This is a genomic window from Pseudomonas sp. Sample_20 (assembly GCF_004307585.1).
Lineage (GTDB): Bacteria > Pseudomonadota > Gammaproteobacteria > Pseudomonadales > Pseudomonadaceae > Aquipseudomonas > Aquipseudomonas atacamensis.
This window is the reverse complement of the sequence record NZ_RCOA01000062.1, coordinates 82,742-102,315: the sequence shown is the minus strand read 5'-3', so window position 1 is coordinate 102,315 and position 19,574 is coordinate 82,742. Positions and strand designations below refer to the sequence as shown.

The 19,574-nt window shown below is 62.1% G+C and carries 18 protein-coding genes; 6 read left to right on the top strand and 12 right to left on the bottom strand.

Features of this window, described 5'->3' with window-relative positions; translation table 11 throughout:
• Positions 1 to 12 precede the first annotated feature (12 nt).
• The 4 genes from yedA to D8U70_RS14430 all read right to left on the bottom strand — a co-directional run bounded on the left by yedA (position 13) and on the right by D8U70_RS14430 (position 3,450).
• A complete protein-coding gene (gene yedA / locus D8U70_RS14445; RefSeq protein ID WP_130900859.1) occupies positions 13 to 948 on the bottom strand; it encodes a drug/metabolite exporter YedA in 936 nt (311 codons plus the stop codon).
• Positions 949 to 1,258: 310 nt separating this feature from the next.
• Entirely contained in the window at positions 1,259 to 1,864 is a 606-nt protein-coding gene (locus tag D8U70_RS14440) for a 3'-5' exonuclease (RefSeq protein WP_024014425.1), read from the bottom strand.
• 35 nt (positions 1,865 to 1,899) lie between these two features.
• Entirely contained in the window at positions 1,900 to 2,379 is a 480-nt protein-coding gene (locus tag D8U70_RS14435) for an NYN domain-containing protein (protein ID WP_056790604.1), read from the bottom strand.
• A gap of 309 nt (positions 2,380 to 2,688) precedes the next feature.
• Positions 2,689 to 3,450 (bottom strand): DUF2076 domain-containing protein, encoded by a 762-nt coding sequence (locus D8U70_RS14430; RefSeq protein ID WP_130929146.1) that lies wholly within the window; start codon positions 3,448 to 3,450, stop codon positions 2,689 to 2,691.
• A gap of 177 nt (positions 3,451 to 3,627) precedes the next feature.
• On the opposite strand from D8U70_RS14430, the gene D8U70_RS14425 reads away from it, so the two are divergent.
• Both D8U70_RS14425 and D8U70_RS14420 read left to right on the top strand, forming a co-directional pair.
• Positions 3,628 to 4,302 carry a YciC family protein gene (locus D8U70_RS14425; protein WP_016773061.1) on the top strand — a complete coding sequence of 225 codons (675 nt, stop codon included), beginning with the start codon at positions 3,628 to 3,630 and terminating at the stop codon, positions 4,300 to 4,302.
• A 75-nt stretch (positions 4,303 to 4,377) separates the two neighbouring features.
• Entirely contained in the window at positions 4,378 to 5,457 is a 1,080-nt protein-coding gene (locus D8U70_RS14420) for an endonuclease/exonuclease/phosphatase family protein (protein WP_130929145.1), read from the top strand.
• 12 nt (positions 5,458 to 5,469) lie between these two features.
• On the opposite strand, the gene D8U70_RS14415 is transcribed toward D8U70_RS14420, so the two are convergent.
• The 3 genes from D8U70_RS14415 to hrpB all read right to left on the bottom strand — a co-directional run bounded on the left by D8U70_RS14415 (position 5,470) and on the right by hrpB (position 9,131).
• Positions 5,470 to 5,895 (bottom strand): hypothetical protein, encoded by a 426-nt coding sequence (locus D8U70_RS14415; protein WP_071173678.1) that lies wholly within the window; start codon positions 5,893 to 5,895, stop codon positions 5,470 to 5,472.
• A 13-nt stretch (positions 5,896 to 5,908) separates the two neighbouring features.
• Positions 5,909 to 6,481, bottom strand: a complete 573-nt coding sequence (locus D8U70_RS14410) for a hypothetical protein (RefSeq protein WP_130929144.1) — start codon at positions 6,479 to 6,481, stop codon at positions 5,909 to 5,911.
• A gap of 130 nt (positions 6,482 to 6,611) precedes the next feature.
• Positions 6,612 to 9,131 (bottom strand): ATP-dependent helicase HrpB, encoded by a 2,520-nt coding sequence (gene hrpB, locus D8U70_RS14405; protein WP_130929143.1) that lies wholly within the window; start codon positions 9,129 to 9,131, stop codon positions 6,612 to 6,614.
• A 110-nt stretch (positions 9,132 to 9,241) separates the two neighbouring features.
• Between hrpB and D8U70_RS14400 the strand changes: the two genes are divergently transcribed.
• The gene (locus tag D8U70_RS14400; RefSeq protein WP_016773056.1) at positions 9,242 to 9,661 is read left to right on the top strand and encodes a hypothetical protein; all 420 of its coding nucleotides are present in this window, start codon (positions 9,242 to 9,244) and stop codon (positions 9,659 to 9,661) included.
• Positions 9,662 to 9,674: 13 nt separating this feature from the next.
• Entirely contained in the window at positions 9,675 to 10,571 is an 897-nt protein-coding gene (locus tag D8U70_RS14395; protein WP_056790613.1) for a cation diffusion facilitator family transporter, read from the top strand.
• Here the strand turns inward: D8U70_RS14395 and D8U70_RS14390 are convergent.
• Positions 10,565 to 11,503, bottom strand: a complete 939-nt coding sequence (locus tag D8U70_RS14390; protein ID WP_130929142.1) for a DUF6515 family protein — start codon at positions 11,501 to 11,503, stop codon at positions 10,565 to 10,567. The genes D8U70_RS14395 and D8U70_RS14390 overlap by 7 nt on opposite strands.
• 449 nt (positions 11,504 to 11,952) lie before the next feature.
• On the opposite strand from D8U70_RS14390, the gene D8U70_RS14385 reads away from it, so the two are divergent.
• Complete coding sequence (locus tag D8U70_RS14385) at positions 11,953 to 12,432, top strand: Lrp/AsnC family transcriptional regulator (protein ID WP_007909658.1); 480 nt, start codon at positions 11,953 to 11,955, stop codon at positions 12,430 to 12,432.
• A 281-nt stretch (positions 12,433 to 12,713) separates the two neighbouring features.
• Positions 12,714 to 12,923: a DUF2788 domain-containing protein gene (locus D8U70_RS14380; protein ID WP_016773053.1), complete on the top strand. Its 210-nt coding sequence runs from the start codon at positions 12,714 to 12,716 to the stop codon at positions 12,921 to 12,923.
• Here the strand turns inward: D8U70_RS14380 and D8U70_RS14375 are convergent.
• From D8U70_RS14375 to D8U70_RS14360, 4 genes are all read right to left on the bottom strand, one after another.
• Positions 12,918 to 13,553 carry a pseudouridine synthase gene (locus D8U70_RS14375; RefSeq protein ID WP_071173683.1) on the bottom strand — a complete coding sequence of 212 codons (636 nt, stop codon included), beginning with the start codon at positions 13,551 to 13,553 and terminating at the stop codon, positions 12,918 to 12,920. The genes D8U70_RS14380 and D8U70_RS14375 overlap by 6 nt on opposite strands.
• A 72-nt stretch (positions 13,554 to 13,625) precedes the next feature.
• Entirely contained in the window at positions 13,626 to 15,125 is a 1,500-nt protein-coding gene (gene amn / locus D8U70_RS14370) for an AMP nucleosidase (protein ID WP_016773051.1), read from the bottom strand.
• Between the two features lie 186 nt (positions 15,126 to 15,311).
• Complete coding sequence (locus tag D8U70_RS14365) at positions 15,312 to 16,961, bottom strand: acyl-CoA dehydrogenase family protein (protein WP_130929141.1); 1,650 nt, start codon at positions 16,959 to 16,961, stop codon at positions 15,312 to 15,314.
• A 95-nt stretch (positions 16,962 to 17,056) separates the two neighbouring features.
• A complete protein-coding gene (locus tag D8U70_RS14360) occupies positions 17,057 to 19,408 on the bottom strand; it encodes a hybrid sensor histidine kinase/response regulator (protein ID WP_110646105.1) in 2,352 nt (783 codons plus the stop codon).
• Positions 19,409 to 19,574: the final 166 nt, after the last annotated feature.

The following is a 19,574-nucleotide window of genomic DNA, read 5'->3' as shown; positions in this document are numbered from 1 at the left end:
GCGCAGTTTACCCTAATTCGTACGCGCTTCCGTCGGAACGGCTTTCGCCTCTTCCACCGGTGGCTGCGCAGGTCGACGCCACTGCGGCAGGCTGATCAGCAGCACGGCGCTGATGATCACCAGCATCGCCAGCGCTTCTTCGATGCCGATGGTCTCGCCGACAAACACCACGCCGAGCAACACCGCCACCGCCGGGTTGACGTAGGCATAACTGGTCGCTGCCGCCGGGCGCACGTGTTTGAGCAGATACATGTAGGAATTGAAGGCGATGATCGAGCCAAAGAAAATCAGATAGGCCAGCGCCAGCCACCCTTCGAGCGGCGGCATGGCTTGCAGGTGCTCGCCACTCAGCGCACTGCCGATCAGCAAGACCATGCCGCCGACGAGCATTTCCACCGCACTGGCCATCGCCCCCGCGGGCAATGGCAGGTATTTGCTCCACACCGAACCGAACGCCCAGCTCGCCGCCGCGAAGATCAGCAACATCGCGCCGAGCGGGCTCGATTGCAGGTTGGACCCCATGTTGAGCATGGCGATGCCAATAATCCCCAACGCCACACCGGCCCACTCCAGCCGCGTATTGCGCGCGCCCCAGAAGTAGCCGAACAACAAGGTGAACAGTGGCACCGTCGCCACCGCCAGCGCAGCAACACCTGAAGCCACCCCGGTGTGCTCTGCCACGCTGACCGCGCCGTTACCAAAACTGAGCAGCAGAATGCCGACCAGCCCCGCCGCTTTCCACTGCGCCCAGGTCGGCGCAGGAGCACCGCGCCAGCGCAGCCAGGCGTACATCAAGCTGCCGGCAATGACGAAGCGCACCCCGGCCAGCAACAGCGGCGGCCAGTATTCGACGCCGATGCGAATCACCAGATAGGTCGATCCCCAAATCACGTACAACGCAAAAAACGCAGCGATCAACGGCAGGGAAAAACGGCGCAAGGCAGGCATGAGAAGCTCGACAGTCAGATTTCTGTGGACCGGTCATTCTAGAAAGACCGCCACGCAAAAATAAGTTACAAAACCTGTTTTTCGCGCCGGTACACTTTTGCATGAAAGCAACTGAGACCGACAAGGTCCTTGTGGGAGCGAGCTTGCTCGCGAAGGCGGTGCATCAGCAGACATCCATCTTGGATCGTTCCCTCGCTCCGCGTGGGAATGCCTCAACGGACGCTCTGCGTTCGGCTTTGAAAGGGACGCGGAGCGTCTTGGACTTCATTCCCACGCAGAGCGTGGGAACGATCAGTCGGAGTGCCTGGAATCAGCGATAACGCTGCAAATGCTCGCCGACTTTCGCCGCAGGGACTTTCTGCAACTTGCACAACAGGTCGTGATTCAACTCGCGCACCCCATGCTTGCCGCGCAACTCTTGCGCCAGATGCGCCATCAGATTGGCCGCCATCTCGGCATCGGCCATGGCCCGGTGAGCCTGGCCGGTATGCGGTAGCTGCGCGAAAGTGGTGAGCGTGCCGAGCTTGTGATTCGGCGCCGCCGGCATCAGGCGCCGCGCCAGCAGCAGCGAACAGGCGAAATTCTGCAGGCGTGTGCGCTTGATCCGCCCCAGTTCGAAATCCCAGAATTTCTGGTCGAACGAGGCGTTGTGTGCGAGCAATGGCGTGCAGCCGACGAATTCGTTGACCTCTTCCATCACCCGCTCGGCCGGCGGCGCGGTGCGCAGCATGGCGTTGCTGATGCCGGTCAGTTGTTCGATGAACGCGGGGACGCGCACCCCAGCGTTCATCAGGCTCTGGTAACGCTCGACAATGCGGCCGTTTTCCAGCATGACCACGGCGATTTCCGTGGCGCGGCAGCTGCTGTTCGGCGACAGGCCGGTGGTTTCAAAGTCGATGACTGCAATGCGTTCCAAACCGGGGTGTACTCCGTTCAAATCTATTGTTCAGCTCAGCTCTTGAGCAACAGCGCGCCTTCGATCGGCACGTAGCGGCTGGCGGCGCGGATCAGCGAGTTGGCGGTCAGGCCGGGCACACCGTAAGCGACTGCTTGCACGCCGTGCTTGTTGATGATGCGTTCGAGCAGCATGTCGAAATCGCCGTCACCGGAGGCCAGCACCACTTCGTCGACATGGTCGGCGGCGTCCATGATGTCCAGGGTAATGCCCACGTCCCAGTCGCCCTTGGCCGAGCCGTCGCTGCGCTGGATGTATGGCTTGAGCTTCACGGTGAAACCGAGGTTGCGCAGGATCTGCTGAAACTGCTGCTGCTTGCTGTCGCCACGGTCGATCGCGTAGGCGTAAGCCTCGACGATCTGCCCGTTCTTGCTGATGTCGGCCCACAATGCGGCGTAGTTGAAGTGGCAACCATAGGCCTGACGCACGGTGTAGTAGAGGTTCTGCACATCGGCGAACACTGCGATTTTTTTCACCGGAGTTCCTGTGAGCGTGCAAGCGCACGAAGCGGGGTCAGGCGATCAGGCCTGAAAAAGGCGCTCAGTATGCCAGCCAAGAGAAAGATTCAGCGAATAATCACCAGCTGGCGCCGAGGTGTCCCTGACAAACGGTGTTGTGGTGAGGGGATTTATCCCCGCTGGGCTGCGGAGCAGCCCCGCTTTTCCTGATTAAAGCGAGGACTGCTGCGCAGCCCAGCGGGGATGAATCCCCTCACCACAGTGTCTATGTCAGCCTTCAGAGGCTATGTCAGCCTTCAGTGTCTATGCCAGCCTTCAAAGGCGATGTCAGACAAAGGAGTCGTCGTCATCGAAGAACGACGAATTGTCGCTGCTGTAATCGGCGTCGCTGAAACCGCCCTGGTCATTGCCCGAGAAGCCGTTGTCCGCCACGCGCTGATCATCGCCCCAGCCGTTGTTGCTCTGATCGGCGACCTGCGCCGGTTCTTCCTTGATGACCTCGACGATTTCTTCCGGTTGCTGATTGTGGTGGAACAGGCTGCTGATGCCCTGCGCCAGCATCACACCGCCGGCCACGCCTGCGGCGGTTTTCAGCGCGCCGCCGAGGAAGCTGTTGCCCGCCGCCGGGGCTGCCTGCTGCGCATAGTTGGGCGGCGCGGCGGCGAAGTTCTGTTGCGGTGCCGGAGTCTGATAGCTCTGCTGCGGCGCCGGTTCACGCCAGCCGCCGGTGGACGACGGTGCGGCGCTCTGGCTCGGCGCCGGACGTGAATTGCCGCCGCCAAAAATGCTCGACAGGAAACCGCCGCCACCGCTGGATGCCGGTGCGCCGCCTTGGGCCTTGGCCGATTGCAGCTCGGCCTGCAGACGCTGGACTTGCTGGGTCAGTTGCTTGTTCTGCTCATCGAGGCTTTTCAGCGCGGCCTCTTGCACCAGAATCGCCTGGGTCATGAAATAGCCTGCCGCCGGTTGGCGCGTCAGGTGTTCCTTGATCCGCGCCTCGGCCTGGGCGTCGCGCGGGGCTGCCTCCGTTTCGGCCTGTTGCAGCCGGGAAAACAGTCCATCGATCAGGGTTTGCTCTTCGCTGTTCATGGCGACCTCGTAGATTGCCGGTAATAACGTGCCCGCGCCCACTCTGGGCGCGGTGCTCTCCTGTAATGGAGACAGTGACAAAACGTTTCAATGGCCTTTACCGAATGTTTACGTTTGTGTCGGCCCGCGTTGCATCGGTTAAAGTGAGCCACTGTTTTCGACCTGCGATACCGACTGATGAATGCCCTCGAAGTACTGCGCGACTCTTTGTATTTTTTCAAACGCCATCTGGGCAGCATCGTGCAGTTGTGCCTGCCGCTGGTGATTGTCGAAGCCTTCTTGCAGCAGGCGGTCGATCACGCCACCGGGCCGGACACCTTCGCCGGCGTCAGCATCATCGTCGGCCTGCTGGTGTATCCGCTGTACACCGCCGCGCTGATCCTGTTTCTCGATGCGCGCAGCCGTGGCGAGTCGCCGCGCAACCGCGACCTGCTGGCGATGGCCGCCACCCTGTGGCCGCGCTTCGCCGTGCTGACCGCGCTCAATACCTTGCTGATTCTGCTGGGCCTGTCGTTGTACTTCCTGCCGGGCCTGATGCTGATGGTCATGCTCGCCTTCGCTGAATACCTGCTGGTGCTGCGCGGCCTCGGGCCGTTGCAGGCGATGAAGGAAAGCCTGCGGCTGACCCGTGGGCACTTCTGGCGCATCCTGCTGTGCATTCTCTGCGTGATGACCCCGTTGTGGCTGCTCAAGGGCGCGACGCTGGCGGTGTACCCCGAGCCGCAGAATCCGCTGATTGCCGGGCTGATCGACAGCGCCCACAGCTTCCTGCAACTGTTCACCAGCGTGGTGCTGTTCCGCCTGTTCATGCTGATCAGCGAATTGCCTGACAAACGTAACGGCGCAGTCTGACCGCGCCGTGCTTGGGCTTCGTCGCTGCCGTCAGGTATGCTCGGGGCCACTTTCTGTAACGCTATAAGCCGAGCCATGACCCGTCTGCTGCGCTACACCCTGCTCCTCGTCATCCTCGCCGCCGTCCTGTTCGGTGTGCTGCTGTTCAGCCTGACCTGGCGCCCCGATGCCCGCGAAACCCTGCCGGTCAGTTGCGGCACTACCGCGCCGACACTGGTGCCCGGGCAAGCGCTGAAAGTCATGACCTGGAACGTGCAGTTCCTCGCCGGCAAGCGCTACGTATTCTGGAATGACCTGGCTCAGGGCGACGACGAAGCGCCGACCGCCGAAGACATGGCCTTCAGCCTCGACGAAGTAGCGCGGGTGATCCGTGACGAACAACCCGATGTGGTGCTGTTGCAGGAGCTCGACGACGGCGCCAAGGCCAGCGATTACCAGAACCAGCTCAAACTGTTGCAGGAACGCGTCGCCGACCTGTACCCGTGCAGCACCAGCGCCTTCGACTGGAAAGCCGATTTCGTCCCTGAGCCCCACATCTACGGCAGCGTCGGCCGCCAGTTGGCCACGCTGAGCCGCTATCGCATCGAACACGCCGAACGCCTGCAACTGCCCGTCGCCCCGAGCAACTTCATCAGCCGCCAGTTCCAGCCCAAAGACGCCTTGCTGGCAGCCAAGCTGCCGCTCAGCGATGGCGGACAACTGACCGTGTTCAACACCCACTTGCAGCGCGCCAGCCAGGCGGACGGCAACGTGCAGGCGCAAGTGGCTGCCGTGGCCAAAATCCTCGACAAATATGAAAGCCAAGGCCTGCCGTGGCTGATCGGTGGCGATTTCAATCTGCTGCCGCTGGGCCAGTATCGACGCCTGCCGGTCGAGCGCCGCACGCCCTACTCTGCCGACAGCGAACTGCATCTGCTGTGGGACAAGTACCCGATGATCCCGACCAACAACGAGGCCGGCGGTATCGATCGGGCCAAATGGCTGACCCATTACCCCAACGACCCCGGCCTCAACGGCCCGGATCGCACGGTGGATTATCTGTTCTACAGCCCGAAGCTCAAACGCCTGCAAGCACAGGTGCGACAGGACGATACCTTGCGCATCTCCGATCACTTGCCGGTGATTGCGCGGTTCCTGCTGCCCGCTGCGCCCTGAGCGCTTTTGCCCTTATAGGCCGGGCGGAACGTAACCCGGAACATAGCGGACATTGGCGCACTTGCCGTGCAGTATTCGCCCGTCTTCGATCAGGAACTGGGCGATCTTCTTCTGTTGATTGATCTTCGCCTGCAACTTGCAGGTAGAACTGTGGCCGACCTGTTGGTAGTGCTCGGTGTACACCATGCCATTGCCGGTATGGGTCATCGAAGTGCCGGCCGCTTCGGTGGAGGTCCAGCTCGCGGACTTGTGCCAGGTCAGTACGGCCAAGGGTTCGCCGTTCGGCCCGGTTTCCTTTGCCATCGCGTCGGGCGTGCCGAACAGGTCCAGTGCTTCCTGGAGATCGCGACCTTCCCAGCGGCTCTGCGCGATGGTGGAACAGCCGCTCAAGAGCAATCCTGCCAGCAGGGTTGCCAGCCATAAACGTGTGTAAGTCATTGGATGCCCCGGCTTATTTCTTCAGTTCGAGCAGGCTGTCGATGTTGTCCATCATCTGGCTCTTTTGCTGAATCGGCGCGAGCTTGAAAAACATCTGCTGCAGCATCTCGATCATCTGCAGGTATTCCATCTTGCCCACGGCGGCCATGTCGTTTTTCGCGCGACTGCCCGGCGCGCAGGCAAACTTCAGCGCCTGCTGGACCCAGAACTCTTTCGGGGTCTGCCATTGGTTGGCAACTTTCAGATGACGCATGGTGTAGGCCAGACGCTCGATGGACTGGCCATTGATGAAACGCACCTTGCCCGTAGAGCATTGGGCTTCGAGGTTGTAGACGTCGATCATCGGTTTGCCGGGTTCTTCATACACCAGCGTCACCGCGACCATGGTCGCGCCTTTGGTTTTCTGCGAAGGCACCACCGACGTCGCATCGGCGACGTACATGATGTTTTTCTGGGGCACGCCGTTGCCGTAGATAATCCACCAGTCGCCAATCGGATTGGGCTCTTCGGCCATGGCCTGATTGGAGGCGGCCAATAGCGCAGCCGACAAGAAGATCAACTTCTTCAGCTTGAAGAAAGAGGTCATGGGCAGTTCCGTTCCTTGGGCGCAAGTTGCCAGGCAACAAGGCTGGTTATTGTTCAGGCGGCGATTTTGCGAGCCTGAACAACCAAGGGCAATTAGCACGGATGGGCTAATGGCGCGCAGCCATTGCGGGTCAGGTGCCGCGTGGTTTCGCCCGCGCCGTGGCTTCGGCGACCAAGGGATCGTCCGGCCAATAATGCTTCGGATAACGCCCCTTGAGATCCTTCTTCACCTCGGCATAGGTGCTGCGCCAGAAGTTGGCCAGGTCCTGCGTGACCTGCACCGGCCGCCGCGCCGGCGACAGCAGGTGCAGCTTGACCACTTGCCGGCCGCCGGCAATCCGTGGCGTATCGGCCAGACCAAACAGTTCCTGCAAACGCACCGCGAGAATCGGTGGATGTTCGCTGTAATCCAGACGAATCGATGAACCCGACGGCACGCTCAAATGATGCGGCGCCAGCTCGTCGAGCTTCTGCGGCAGCGGCCACGGCAGCAGATTGCGCACGATGCTCGACAGGTCGAGGTTGGCGAAATGACTCAGCCGCGAGACCTTGCCCAGATACGGCATCAGCCAGTCTTCCAGGGTATTCAACAATGCCGCATCGCTGACATCCGGCCATTGGCTGTCGTCCTGAGTGTTCAGATCGAGCTGGCGCAACAGCGCCACCCGCGCCTGCCACTGGCGCAGTTCCGGCGTCCACGGCAACAACTCCAGCCCCTTGCGCCGCACCAGATTGACCAGAGCCTGACTGCGCGCGCTTTCATCCAGACCGATCAAAGGTTCGCGGCTGAGAATCAGCTCGCCGACCTTGCGCTGGCGCTCGGCGCGCAGCACGCCTTCGCGTTCATCCCAATCAAGTTGATCGACGCTGCGCACTTGCTCGGCGAGCACCGAATCGAACAGCGCCGGATCGAAATCCGCCGCCAGATAGATGCGTTCTTCGCGCTGGCCCTGACGGCTGCCAAGGTCGGCGATAACGATCCACTCGTGCTTCATCAGGCTATCGGCCTCAGCGAACAGCGCGGCGCGACCGTTGGCCAAACGATATTCAGCACCGCCGGCACGCCGTTGCTGGGCCACACGATCCGGGTAGGCCAGCGCCAACAGCGCGCCGAGCCAGCGCGGATGCTCGGGATCGTTGACCGGTTCGCTCGGCTTGCCACGCAGGTAACCGCGATACTGCCGGGCCAATTGCCGGGCGCGTTGCACCCCGCCCTGCGCGCCGCGGCCAGCACGTTCTTCGCCGGAAAGCAGAACCAATCGGCTGTGCAGATCCGCGCCAGCGCCGCGCAGGATATCGCGCTCGCCGAGCAGCGCCGCCACATCGCAGGCCATCGCCGCCAGCCCCAATGCCTGACCGCGCAACAGCAAATGCGCGATGCGCGGATGCGCCGGCAGTTCGGCCATGGCCTGGCCGTGGGCCGTCAGCGTGTCGCCGTGCACGGCGCCGAGGCGTTGCAGCAGATCCTGCGCTTGGGCATACGCGGCGGCGGGCGGTATGTCGAGCCAGACCAGTTCGCCCGGGGTCACGCCCCAGCGCCCGAGTTGCAAAGCGAGGCTGGCCAGATCCGCCGAGAGAATTTCTGCGCTGCCATAGGCTGCCAATTGTTCGTGCTGATCCTGCGACCACAGGCGATAGCACACGCCCGGCTCCAGTCGCCCAGCGCGGCCGGCACGCTGGGTGGCGCTGGCCTTGGAGATGCGTTGGGTGTCGAGGCGGGTCATGCCGCTGCCCGGATCGAAACGCGGCACCCGCGCCAGCCCGGCATCGATGACCACGCGCACGCCGTTGATGGTCAGGCTGGTCTCGGCGATGTTGGTTGCCAGCACCACTTTGCGCTGACCGGGCGGCGCCGGATCGATCGCCGCGCGTTGCGCATTGAGGTCGAGTTCGCCGTGCAACGGGCACAGCAAAACGTCCTTGCGCTCACCGATGGCGTCGGCCAATTGCTGGTGCACGCGGCGGATTTCCGCTTGTCCCGGCAGGAACACCAACAGGCTGCCGGTCTCGTCGTGCAGCGCTTCGAGCACGGTTTGGGTAACCCGCTGGTCGATATATTCGCCCGGCTGAAACGGCCGGCCCCAGCGCATCGTCACCGGGTACATGCGCCCTTCGCTGCGCAGGATCGGCGCGTCATCAAGCAACCCCGCCAACCGCTCGCCTTCGAGGGTGGCCGACATCAGCAGAATCTTCAGCGGCTGTTCAGCGCGAAACAGCTCGCGACCGTTCAGACTGAGGGCCAGCGCCAGATCGGCGTCGAGACTGCGTTCATGAAATTCGTCGAAGATCAGCAGACCCACGCCTTCCAGCGCCGGGTCGTCCTGCAAGCGCCGGGTGAGGATGCCTTCGGTGACCACCTCGATACGCGTCTTCGGGCCGACCTTGCTGTCGAGGCGGATGCGATAGCCGACGGTTTCACCGACCTGCTCGCCGAGCTCGCTGGCCAAACGCTCCGCCGCCGCCCGCGCAGCCAGACGCCGAGGTTCGAGCATGACAATGGTCTGCCCGGCCAGCCAGGCTTCATTGAGCAAGGCCAAAGGCACGCGGGTGGTTTTACCGGCGCCGGGCGGTGCTTCGAGCACGGCTTCGTGGCGTGACGCGAGGGCTTCACGCAGGGCGGGTAAAACATCGTCGATCGGCAAAGAAATCATGCTGGCTCCCAAACAGAGGGCCGAGTATAACGGCGAACTGCCGGGCGTTCGTCAGGGTCTTAACTTCACAAGACGAAGCTTCGTTATTTGATGACTCAGGAGACATTTCCATGCGCTTACCCTCTCGCCTGATCGGCGGTGTTCTGGTTGCCACTCTGCTCACGCAACTGTCGGCGTGCGGTTCGATTTTCTACCCGGACCGGCGTGGCCAGATCGACGGCAAGATCGACCCGGCGATTGCCGTGCTCGATGCCGTCGGCCTGCTGTTCTACATCATTCCCGGGCTGATCGCGTTTGCCGTCGACTTCGCCACCGGGGCGATCTATTTCGAACCAGGCCACACCGCGCAGATCGATCCGGCCAAGCTCAAGCAAGCCATCGGCCCGGATGGACAGGTCGACAATCACAAGTTGCAGGCGATTCTCGAGAGCGAGCTGGGCCGAGATTTTCCTCTGGATGATCCGCGCCTGATCCAGCACAAGGGCAGCACTCAGCAACTGGCGATGTTCGGTCTGCAACCGGCCGCTTGAATAAGGACGTTCAATGACCTCCAGCCCCGAACACGCCCGCCTGCTGCGGCTGGCGACCCGCGCCTCGGTGGCGGTCGCGTGCACGCTGATCGTCGCCAAGGCGATTGCCTGGTGGCTCAGCGGATCGGTGAGCATGCTCGCCGGCCTCACCGACTCGGCGCTGGATGGCGTCACTTCAATGCTCAATCTGCTGGCAGTGCATTACGCCTTGCGCCCGGCGGATGATGATCACCGTTATGGCCACGGCAAAGCCGAATCGCTGGCGGGCATGGCCCAGGCGTTGTTCATTGGTGGCAGCGCGGTGTTGATCGCGTTTCAGGCCTACGAGCGCTTGCAGAAACCAGAGCCGCTTGGCGCGCCGTGGCTGAGCATCGGTGTGATCGTTTTTTCCCTGCTGCTGACCGCGGCGCTGCTGATGTTGCAGCACCGGGTGATCAAGCAGACCGGCTCCAACGCCGTGCGTGCCGACTCGCTGCATTACCGTTCGGACCTGCTGCTCAACGGCAGCATCCTGATCGCGCTGGTGTTGGCCGGGATGGGTTTTGCGCAACTGGATGCGTGGTTTGGCCTGGGGATCGCCGTGTACATTTTCTGGAGTGCGATCCAGATCGCCCGGGAAAGTTTTTCGGTGTTGATGGACGAGGAGTTGCCGACCGATGTCAGCCAGCACATGCTCGAACTGGCCTGCAGCGTCCCCGGCGTGCTGGGTGCACATGACCTGCGCACGCGGATTTCCGGCAACCACTGGTTCGTGCAATTGCACCTGGAATTGCCGGGCGAACTGACCCTGTCAGTCGCCCATGGCATCAGCGATCAAGCGGCGGCGGCGATCCACAAGGAATATCCGAAGGCCGAGGTGCTGGTGCACGCCGACCCACAGGAAGTGGTGCTCGCCGCCCGCACTCAATAATTGACTTGGTAACCGCGACTGCTCAGGCAGTTGCCCTGCGCCTGGCGATAAGCCTGAACCACTTCGGGTGCCGGTTGATAGGTCGCGGTGCGCGGGTCGAAACCGCTTTGCTGCACCGCGTACTGAGAGCACTGGTAACCGTCCTGCTGCACTTGCTGCGGCGACTGGCCGTTGGCCGGGTAGGCTTCGACGTCATAGCCCTGAGCTTGCGGTTGCGGCAGTTGCTGCAGCGGCGGCTCGACCACCACGTAATCCTGCGTCGCCTCTTGATAGGCGTAATACGAACCGGCGGCGAGGAACAGCAGCGAGCCGCCGATCCACACTTCACGGGCGTAATCCGGCAAATACTGGATGCGGATCCCGCGCGGCGGCTGCACGACGATGTAGCGTGGGCCTTGCGGGCGATACCAATAGCCACCGGAATAGAAGTAATCCTGACCGCGATACGGCACGCGGTAATCACGATCCGGAAAACGATCGATCACATGGCCCGGACGATATTGCGGGCCAGGCCCCCAGCCATTGCCATGACCGTTGGGCCGTCCCGGCCAGCGGTTGTCATCGGGACGCGGCCGCGCCTGCCACTGTTGATTGTGGTAACCGTTCTGCGGGCGCTCGTCGCGGTAGTAACCCTGACGCGGCTCCTGAGTCTGGTGCACGGCGTCGGGTCGCGGCTGGATCGGCAGGTTGTTGCCCGGCTGGCGAGGCGGTTCTGGACGATCATCGACACGGTTGCGGTTCTGCCATTGACCATCATTGTTATGCGGCTGGCCGTTGTGCTCGAACTGACGGCTGTTGTCGCCACGGATGATCCCGTCGTTCTGCGGCCCGTTGCCCGGCCCGCGATTCTGCGGCTCATCGGCCAGCGCTTGCGCACTGACACCCACACATAGCAAACCAACACCGGCCAGACGCCAGATGCGCGAATTCATGCTTTTCCTCACTGCGGGAGCCTGTCGTTGGCAGGGCTTGTTGCTGAGACTCGAAACAGCCCCATCGGGTTCTGCAACAGGTTATCAGTCGCGCGACTTATTTATTGAGGCGCCAACATGAAATCGCAGGCAAGAAAAAAGGGAGACCCGTCGGCCTCCCTTCTGAGAACTTCGTCCTGGCTCGACGCTTTTGACGTCGGCTCACCTCACCCCGTCTTCTGGACAGCGTGCAGCTCGGGGGCCGGCACATCCCCGGTGGGGGTGGCGGCCGCGGCGGGCCTGATTGGGCGGGCCGCGTGGACTGTGTTACCGAGCAGTGATTCTGGTGATAAGAATAGGCCTGAAGCCGCGACAGAGGATTGCGAAAATTGCTCAATTAAACACTGCTTGCGCAATTTTTAACCCTGGATAGATAATTCGCCGCAATAGTTACGACCAAGGACAGATTGATGAGCAAACTCGACCGGTATGACCTGAGTATTTTGGCGGAATTGCAGCGCGACGCCCGTATCTCCAACCAGGAACTGGCCGAGCGCATCGGTCTGTCGCCCTCGCCTTGCTCGCGCCGGGTCAAGCAGCTGGAAGACGATGGCTATATCTCGCGCCAGGTGGCGCTGCTCGATCGCAAGATGCTCGGCTTGAGCCTGACCGCGTATGTGCTGATCGGCATGGACCGGCACACGCCGGAACGCTTCGAGAATTTCGAAGCGGCAATCCGCACATTGCCGCAAGTGCTGGAATGCAGTCTGGTGACCGGAGTGGATGCCGACTACCAGTTGAAAGTGGTGGTGCCGGATATGGATCACTACCAGAAATTACTGCTGGGGCACCTGACCCGGATCGAGGGGGTCACCAGCGTGCGGTCGAGTTTTGTGCTGAATCAGGTGCTCAACAGCACCGAACTGCCGCTGACTCATTTGCGTAGCTGAGCAAAAGCCCCTCACCCCAGCCCTCTCCCGGAGGGAGAGGGAGCCGACCGCAGGGTCAGGCGTTATACATCGACCTGAAAGCCCGAGTCGATTACGGATTCGCAACAGCTGGAACAGGTCGACATAGCTCATCAGCATCCCCCGATCGGTCCCCTCTCCCTCCGGGAGAGGGTTAGGGTGAGGGCAACAATTGCGGATCAGCCCCAGATCAATGCCACCCCACCGACCATGGCGTATACTCGCCGCCGCCCTTTCAGCCCTGTCCGCGCCGGAGATCGCCAATGGATCCAGCACTGTTCGAAGAGTGGATGATGACCGGTCTGGTCAGCATCCTGATCATTTTCATGGGTTTCATCGTCTGGGATCTGGCGAAGAAGTCCAAGGCCGGGCGGTTCGGCTCGTTCATTCTGTTTTTCGTGCTGGGCCTGGGCGTGGCCGCGTTCATCATCAAGAGTGTGGTGATCGGCCTGATCGAATCCGGCGCCTTATAAGCGCGCCGGCACTTCCCGCCACTGGCCCTGATCCAGCCCTTCAATCGTCCAGTCGCCAATCCTGACCCGCACCAGCCGCAACGTCGGCAGCCCGACCGCTGCCGTCATGCGCCGCACCTGACGGTTGCGCCCTTCGCGAATCACCAGTTCCAGCCATGAAGTCGGTATGGTCGCGCGAAAGCGTACCGGCGGATTGCGCGGCCACAATTGCGGCTCAGCCAGTTGCCGCGCTTCGGCGGGCAGGGTCATGCCGTCATTCAGCTCGACACCATCGCGCAGGCGCTGCAACTGCTCGGCCGTCGGCTCGCCCTCCACCTGCACCCAATAAGTCTTCGCCAGTTTGTGTTTCGGATCGGCGATGCGCGCCTGCAACTGGCCGTCGTTGGTCAGCAGCAACAAACCTTCGCTGTCACGATCCAGGCGTCCGGCCGGGTAAATCCCCGGCACATCGATGTAATCCTTGAGTGTCGCCCGCCCTTCACCGTCGCTGAATTGCGTCAGCACATCGAAGGGTTTGTTGAACAGGATCAGTTTCGGCTCGGCCGGTGGTGCCTTGGCAACACGGCGCGGGGCAGAAGACTGAGGCTTCACGCCGGGACGGCGGGAAGGTGGACGCGGGGGACGGGACATAAGAGACAGAACATTTAGCGATCAGGGCTGACAATGCTAGTGCCCCGACCGCCAAATGACCACGACTAACCGTTAACGGAACGGCGGCTCGTCGAAGCTGCGCAGTTTGCGCGAGTGCAGCGAGTTGAGTTCGGTACGCAGCAGATCCACCGCTTCGATGCCGATTTTCAAATGCTGGCTGACCGCGCGCTCATAGAAGGCGTTGGCCGAGCCCGGCAGTTTGATTTCGCTGTGCAGCGGCTTGTCCGAAACGCAGAGCAACGTGCCGTAAGGCACCCGCAAGCGATAACCCTGCGCTGCAATCGTGCCGCTTTCCATGTCCACCGCAACCGCGCGGGACAGGTTGATCAGCGGCCGTTCCTGAGCCCAGCGCAGTTCCCAGTTACGGTCGTCGTAGGTCAGAACCGTGCCGGTGCGCAGGCGTTTCTTCAGATCGTCGCCCTTCTCGCCAGTGACATTCGCCGCTGCCTGCTGAAGCGCAAGCTGCACTTCGGCCAGTGCCGGGATGGGAATATTCGGCGGCACCACCCGATCAAGAATGCCGTCGCGACGCATGTAGGCGTGGGCCAGCACGTAATCGCCGATGGTCTGCGACTGACGCAGGCCGCCGCAGTGGCCGATCATCAGCCAGCAATGCGGGCGCAGCACGGCCAGGTGATCGGTGATGTTCTTGGCGTTGGACGGGCCGACACCGATATTCACCAGCGTCACGCCGTGGCCATCGCTGGCGATCAGGTGATAGGCCGGCATCTGGTAACGGTGCCAGACCACACCGGCGGCAATCGCCGAGGCTTCGCCGTGGTCCATGCTCTTCTCGATGATCACGTTGCCCGGCAGGACCATGCGCACGAAACGCGGGTCGCGGCGCAACTGCTCCAGACCATGAACGATGAACTGGTCGACGTAGCGGTGATAGTTGGTCAGCAGAATCCACGGCTGCACATGGCGCCAGTCACTGCCGGTGTAATGCACCAGCCGGCGCAGCGAGAAATCCACGCGCGCGGCGTCGAACAGCGCCAGTGGCAGCGGATCAGTGTTTTCCCAGTCGTAGAGGCCGTCGGCAATGCCATCGGTAGCGGCGGACAGATCGGTACTCGGGAACACCCGCGCCAGCACCGCTGCAGTGACGCCGGAACCGGCCAGTTCATCGCCCTGCTCGACCACATACGGATACGGAATGTTCTGCTGGCTGACGCCGACTTCGACGGTCACGGTGAAGTCGTGCATCAACGGCGTCAGTTGTTCGAGCAGGTATTTGCGAAACGCCGCCGGGTGGGTGACGGTGACGCTGTAAGTGCCCGGCAGCTGCACCTTGGCGTAAGCGCGGGTGGTCTGCGGCACTTCGCCCTGGCAGTGGTAGGTCAGACGCAGTTCGGGATAACGAAACAGGGCACGCTGTTCGGCGTCGGGCTCGACGCGGTCCTTGAGGTAACGCTTGAGGGCAGAATTCAGCGCAGTGGTGGCCCGCTCATGCAGCTCGGCCAGACGATCCACGGCTTGTTCGGCGGTTTGAACGACAATAAACGCTTCGGTCACGATCAGCTTCCTGTGTTCTGACTTGCAGAGCTTCATCTTGCCTGCATCGTGGACGCACGGGAACAGTGGCGTTGTGGCGACACTTAAATCTGCAGACCAATGATGTCCCCTGTGGGAGCGAGCCTGCTCGCGAATGCGGTGGATCATCCAATAAAGATGTCGACTGACACACCGCTTTCGCGAGCAGGCTCGCTCCCACAGGGGGGGGGGATTTGAGGTGGGTCAGAAAAGCTGTGGCGTCGAGCGGGCGACGATGGCTTCGACGTCCAGCCCACGCGGCAGCGCACCATAGACGCGGCCACCGCTGCCGAGGCGGCTGGCAATGAAGGCATCACTGACCACTGAGTGGCCAGCCTCCAGCAACAGTTTGGCCTGCAATCCAAGGGCAATGTCTTCGGTCAGTTGCCGCGCCCGATACTGAATGTCACTGGTGTCCTTGAACTGCGCCTGCAACTGCTGGATATGCGCGGCCAGACGTTTGTCGCCATGGCCATCGCCCAATTCGCTGAACAGCACATCCAACACACCCGGCTCCTTCGACAACGCGCGCAGCACGTCGAGACATTGCACATTCCCCGACCCTTCCCACGTCGAGTTCACCGGCGCTTCCCGGTACAGGCGCGGCAGGATGCTGTCCTCGACGTATCCAGCACCGCCCATGCATTCGGCGGCTTCGTTGATCATTCCTGGCGCGCGCTTGCAGATCCAGTATTTGCCCACTGCCGTCACCAGCCGCGCGAACTGCGCTTCGTGGCGATCATCCAGATGATCGAGCGCCTTGCCCATGCGCAGACTCAGCGCCAGCGCGGCCTCGCTTTCCAGGGCCAGATCGGCCAGCACGTTTTGCATCAGCGGCTGCTCGCTGAGCAATTTGCCGCCGACCTTGCGGTGCGCGCAGTGATGGCTGGCCTGGGTCAGCGCCTGGCGCATCAGCGAGCTGGAGCCGACCATGCAATCGAAACGGGTCATGGCGACCATCTCGATAATGGTCGGCACGCCGCGCCCTTCTTCGCCGATCATCCATGCCAGCGCCCCACGAAACTCCACTTCGCTGGAGGCGTTGGACTGGTTGCCGAGTTTGTTTTTCAGACGCTGGATGTAGAACTGATTGCGCGTGTCGTCCGGGCGATGGCGCGGCAGCAGGAAGCAACTCAAGCCCTTGTCGGTTTGCGCCAATGTCAGGAAGGCGTCGCACATCGGCGCCGAGCAGAACCACTTGTGCCCGACCAGCTCATAGGCCTGACCCGGGCCGCTGGCGCCGACCGGATAGGCTTTGGTGGTGTTGGCGCGAACGTCGGTGCCGCCCTGCTTCTCGGTCATCGCCATGCCGATGGTCACGCCGGCCTTGTGCGCCATGCCGACGTTGCGCGGATCGTAGTCGGTGGCGAGGACTTTCGGCAGCCACTGCTCAGCCAGCTCCGGCTGCAAGCGCAGGGCCGGCACGCTGGCGAAGGTCATGGTCAGCGGGCAACCACTGCCGGCCTCGGCCTGGCTGTGCAGATAGGTCATCGACGCGCGGGCGACATGTGCGCCGTCCTGCGGGTGCGCCCACGGCAGCGAGGTCAGGCCATGTTCAATCGCCGTGCGCATCAGCTCGTGGTAAGCCGGGTGAAACTCGACCAGATCGATGCGATGGCCGTAGCGATCATGGCTGGCAAATACCGGTTTGTTCTGGTTGGCGAGAAACCCCGCTTCCATCAGCGGCCCACCCGCGAGTGCGCCATAGGCATCGATCCGCGCCTCGGCCCAACCGGCGCCAAAACGCCGCGACCACTCCTGCAGCGGCAGGTCGATGCGGTACAGGTTGGTGCCGTCCAGCGACGGCGGCTGATTGGTGACTTCGTGGGTTTCGGCGAACTGATGCAGGTTCATGACGGCGCTCCGTGTTCAGCAATGGCACCAGTTAAGCACTGGTGTTTTTTTGAACAAAGTGTCATAGGCGCCGTTTTTGCGGCGCTTTTACCCCATCAGCAACTGAGCACGCGGCGCTGCAAGGCAGCCTGCAGATCCTCGAATTTCACCGGTTTGGGCAGATAGTCGATTGCCGCGCCCGGGGCGCATTGTTCGCGATCCGCACCCAGCGCCAGCATGAACACTGGCAAATGCGCGCAGCCTGGCAATGCATGGATCTGGCAGCACAGCGATGCACCTTCGTGGCGGGGCAACTGGCAATCGATCAGCACTGCATCGAAACTTTCCCGTTGCAGGCAGTCCAGCGCGGCGGCGCCGTTGTCAGCGCTGCGCACGCGAAAACCGAGCTTGAGCAACATGCCACGCATCACCAGTTGATTGACGCTGTTGTCGTCCACCAGCAGCACCGTGCAGTCCTGCGGCGCACGAATGCAATCGCGAGTCGGCTGATCCGCAGGCGCTTCGATCACCGGCAGTTCGAATTCGACATCGAGCTGGAAGCGGCTGCCGCGTCCCGGCTCGGAGCGATGGGTGAGTTTGCCGCCGAGCAATTCGACCAGTTGCCGACAGATCGCAAGACCCACCCCCAAGCCGCCATATTCACGAGTCATCGAACCGTCGAGCTGGAAGAAACGCTGATACAGGGTCGCCTCGCCCAGATCAGTGAAACCGATGCCGGTGTCGATCACCGCAAACGACAGCGCCATGCGCTCATCCGCCGACGGCCGCCCGGTAACGCGCAGTGCCAGCCCGCCAACGCGGGTGAACTTGATGGCGTTGTCCAGCAAGCATTCCAGGCACTGCGCCAGTTTCGCGCTGTCGCCGAGCAAGCGATCCGGCAGGGTCGGCAGCACCTCGACCTTGAAGTCCAGCGACTTGCTCGCTGCATTACCTTCGAACTGCACGCGCAACGCCTCGACCACTGCGCGCAGGCTGAAACTGCCCGGCGTCGCCTTGAGTTTGCCGGCCTGCAATTCAGTGAGGGTAAGGATGCCATTGACCATGCGCATCATGTCGCGGGCGGAACCGGCGGCGGTTTGTTGATATTGCTCAAGCTCGGGATCGAGGTCGACGGTCTGCATCAGCTCCAGCGAACCGATCACCCCATTCATCGGCGTGCGCAGTTCGTGAGTCAGCGTGGCGAGGAATTCGTCCTTGAGCTTGTTGCTGTGGGCCAGTTGCTGGTTGAGCACTTCGAGTTTCTGCCCGGCGTCGAACAAGGTCTGCGCCTGTTGTTCGCGCATGGCGTTGATGCGATCGGCCAGCGCCAGCGACAGCAGCGCAACCTCGATCGCCGAGCCGATCTGGCTGGCGTACATGGTCAAAAACACGTTGGGCAGCAGGCCCAGCACCATCAGCGTATTGACGATGCCGCCGAGCAGGAATGCCGACCAGGCGATGATGAAGTAACGCGCCACGCGCAGGCCGCGCCACCAGGCAAGGATCCCGGCGGCAAAGATCACCACGGTGAAGGTCAGCGCCAGTGTGGTCGCCAGGCGCAGGGCCAGGGCGTAACTGGTCATCAGCGACAGACCGATCACCAGTGCACTGAAGGCAATCAGGCCGATCAGCAAGCGATCCAGCCAGGGGCTGTGGGTCTTGGTCTGCAGGAAACTGCGGGCGAACTGGCTGCCGAACAGCCCGGCGCAACCGATGAAGAACGGCGTCGCGGCGTTGGCCCACCATGGGTTGTCCGGCCAGAAATACTCGACCGCCGCGCCATTCACCGACAATTGATAGAGGCCGAACGAGCCGATATAGAAGATGTAATAGAGGTAGCTGGTATCGCGCACGCTCAGGTAGATGAACAGGTTGTAGACCAGCATCCCCAGCAGTACGCCATAAATGATGCCGAGCACATACAGGCGCACCGGTTGGTCTTCGAGGTACGCGGTGCTCGACCACAACGTCACCGGCGCCTGGATCGAGCCTTCGCTGGCCAGTCGCAGGTACAGCGTCTGCTGTTGATCCGGTTTGAACGGCAAGTCGAACAGGTAATTGTTCTGGCGGATCTCGCGACTGGCGAAGGGCAAGGCATCGCCGGTCTGGCGCACCAGTCGGTATTCGCCGTTGGCGCCAGGCAAGTACAGATCGAGGTGATCGAGTGGCGGATAGGCCAGTTCCAGCAACCAGGTGCGCTGGGCGGCCGGGTTGCTCGGGCGGTAATGCAGGTCGATCCTCAGCCAGAACGCCGAACGCGAGTAACCGGCGTTCAGCGTGGCTTTGTCGTGGGCTTTGAACTGGCCGGCGGCGTCTTGCGCACGGACGTCGGCAATCGTCGCCTGACCGCTCGGGTCTTCGAACACTTGCAGCGATCGGCCCAGTGGCAGGCTCTGGGTGAATTCGTCGAATTCGACAGCGCTCGCCATGAGGGGCAAGCAGAACAGCAACATCAGCAAATAGCGCATTGAAGCCCCAGCGTGGCTCGTCCGGTTGTGTCAGGAAGCCCCCCATTCCCTTTGAGTAGACGTAAAACCGGTATTACCTGTGATTGTTTGGATCCAGCCTAGCATAGCCGTTGATGGCCATTGAGCACCATGGAAATTTTTCCTACAACGGCTCTAGAACGGGCGT

Excerpts from the sequence above, each read along its gene's own strand:
- D8U70_RS14400 (WP_016773056.1), top strand. The coding sequence starts at position 9,242 with ATGCGCTTACCCTCTCGCCTGATCGGCGGTGTTCTGGTTGCCACTCTG.
- D8U70_RS14380 (WP_016773053.1), top strand. The coding sequence starts at position 12,714 with ATGGATCCAGCACTGTTCGAAGAGTGGATGATGACCGGTCTGGTCAGC.
- amn (WP_016773051.1), bottom strand. The coding sequence starts at position 15,125 with ATGAAGCTCTGCAAGTCAGAACACAGGAAGCTGATCGTGACCGAAGCG.
- D8U70_RS14385 (WP_007909658.1), top strand. The coding sequence starts at position 11,953 with ATGAGCAAACTCGACCGGTATGACCTGAGTATTTTGGCGGAATTGCAG.
- D8U70_RS14425 (WP_016773061.1), top strand. The coding sequence starts at position 3,628 with ATGAATGCCCTCGAAGTACTGCGCGACTCTTTGTATTTTTTCAAACGC.
- yedA (WP_130900859.1), bottom strand. The coding sequence starts at position 948 with ATGCCTGCCTTGCGCCGTTTTTCCCTGCCGTTGATCGCTGCGTTTTTT.
- D8U70_RS14365 (WP_130929141.1), bottom strand. The coding sequence starts at position 16,961 with ATGAACCTGCATCAGTTCGCCGAAACCCACGAAGTCACCAATCAGCCG.
- D8U70_RS14410 (WP_130929144.1), bottom strand. The coding sequence starts at position 6,481 with ATGACCTCTTTCTTCAAGCTGAAGAAGTTGATCTTCTTGTCGGCTGCG.
- D8U70_RS14430 (WP_130929146.1), bottom strand. The coding sequence starts at position 3,450 with ATGAACAGCGAAGAGCAAACCCTGATCGATGGACTGTTTTCCCGGCTG.
- D8U70_RS14375 (WP_071173683.1), bottom strand. The coding sequence starts at position 13,553 with ATGTCCCGTCCCCCGCGTCCACCTTCCCGCCGTCCCGGCGTGAAGCCT.
- D8U70_RS14360 (WP_110646105.1), bottom strand. The coding sequence starts at position 19,408 with ATGCGCTATTTGCTGATGTTGCTGTTCTGCTTGCCCCTCATGGCGAGC.
- D8U70_RS14395 (WP_056790613.1), top strand. The coding sequence starts at position 9,675 with ATGACCTCCAGCCCCGAACACGCCCGCCTGCTGCGGCTGGCGACCCGC.
- D8U70_RS14390 (WP_130929142.1), bottom strand. The coding sequence starts at position 11,503 with ATGAATTCGCGCATCTGGCGTCTGGCCGGTGTTGGTTTGCTATGTGTG.
- D8U70_RS14420 (WP_130929145.1), top strand. The coding sequence starts at position 4,378 with ATGACCCGTCTGCTGCGCTACACCCTGCTCCTCGTCATCCTCGCCGCC.
- D8U70_RS14415 (WP_071173678.1), bottom strand. The coding sequence starts at position 5,895 with ATGACTTACACACGTTTATGGCTGGCAACCCTGCTGGCAGGATTGCTC.
- hrpB (WP_130929143.1), bottom strand. The coding sequence starts at position 9,131 with ATGATTTCTTTGCCGATCGACGATGTTTTACCCGCCCTGCGTGAAGCC.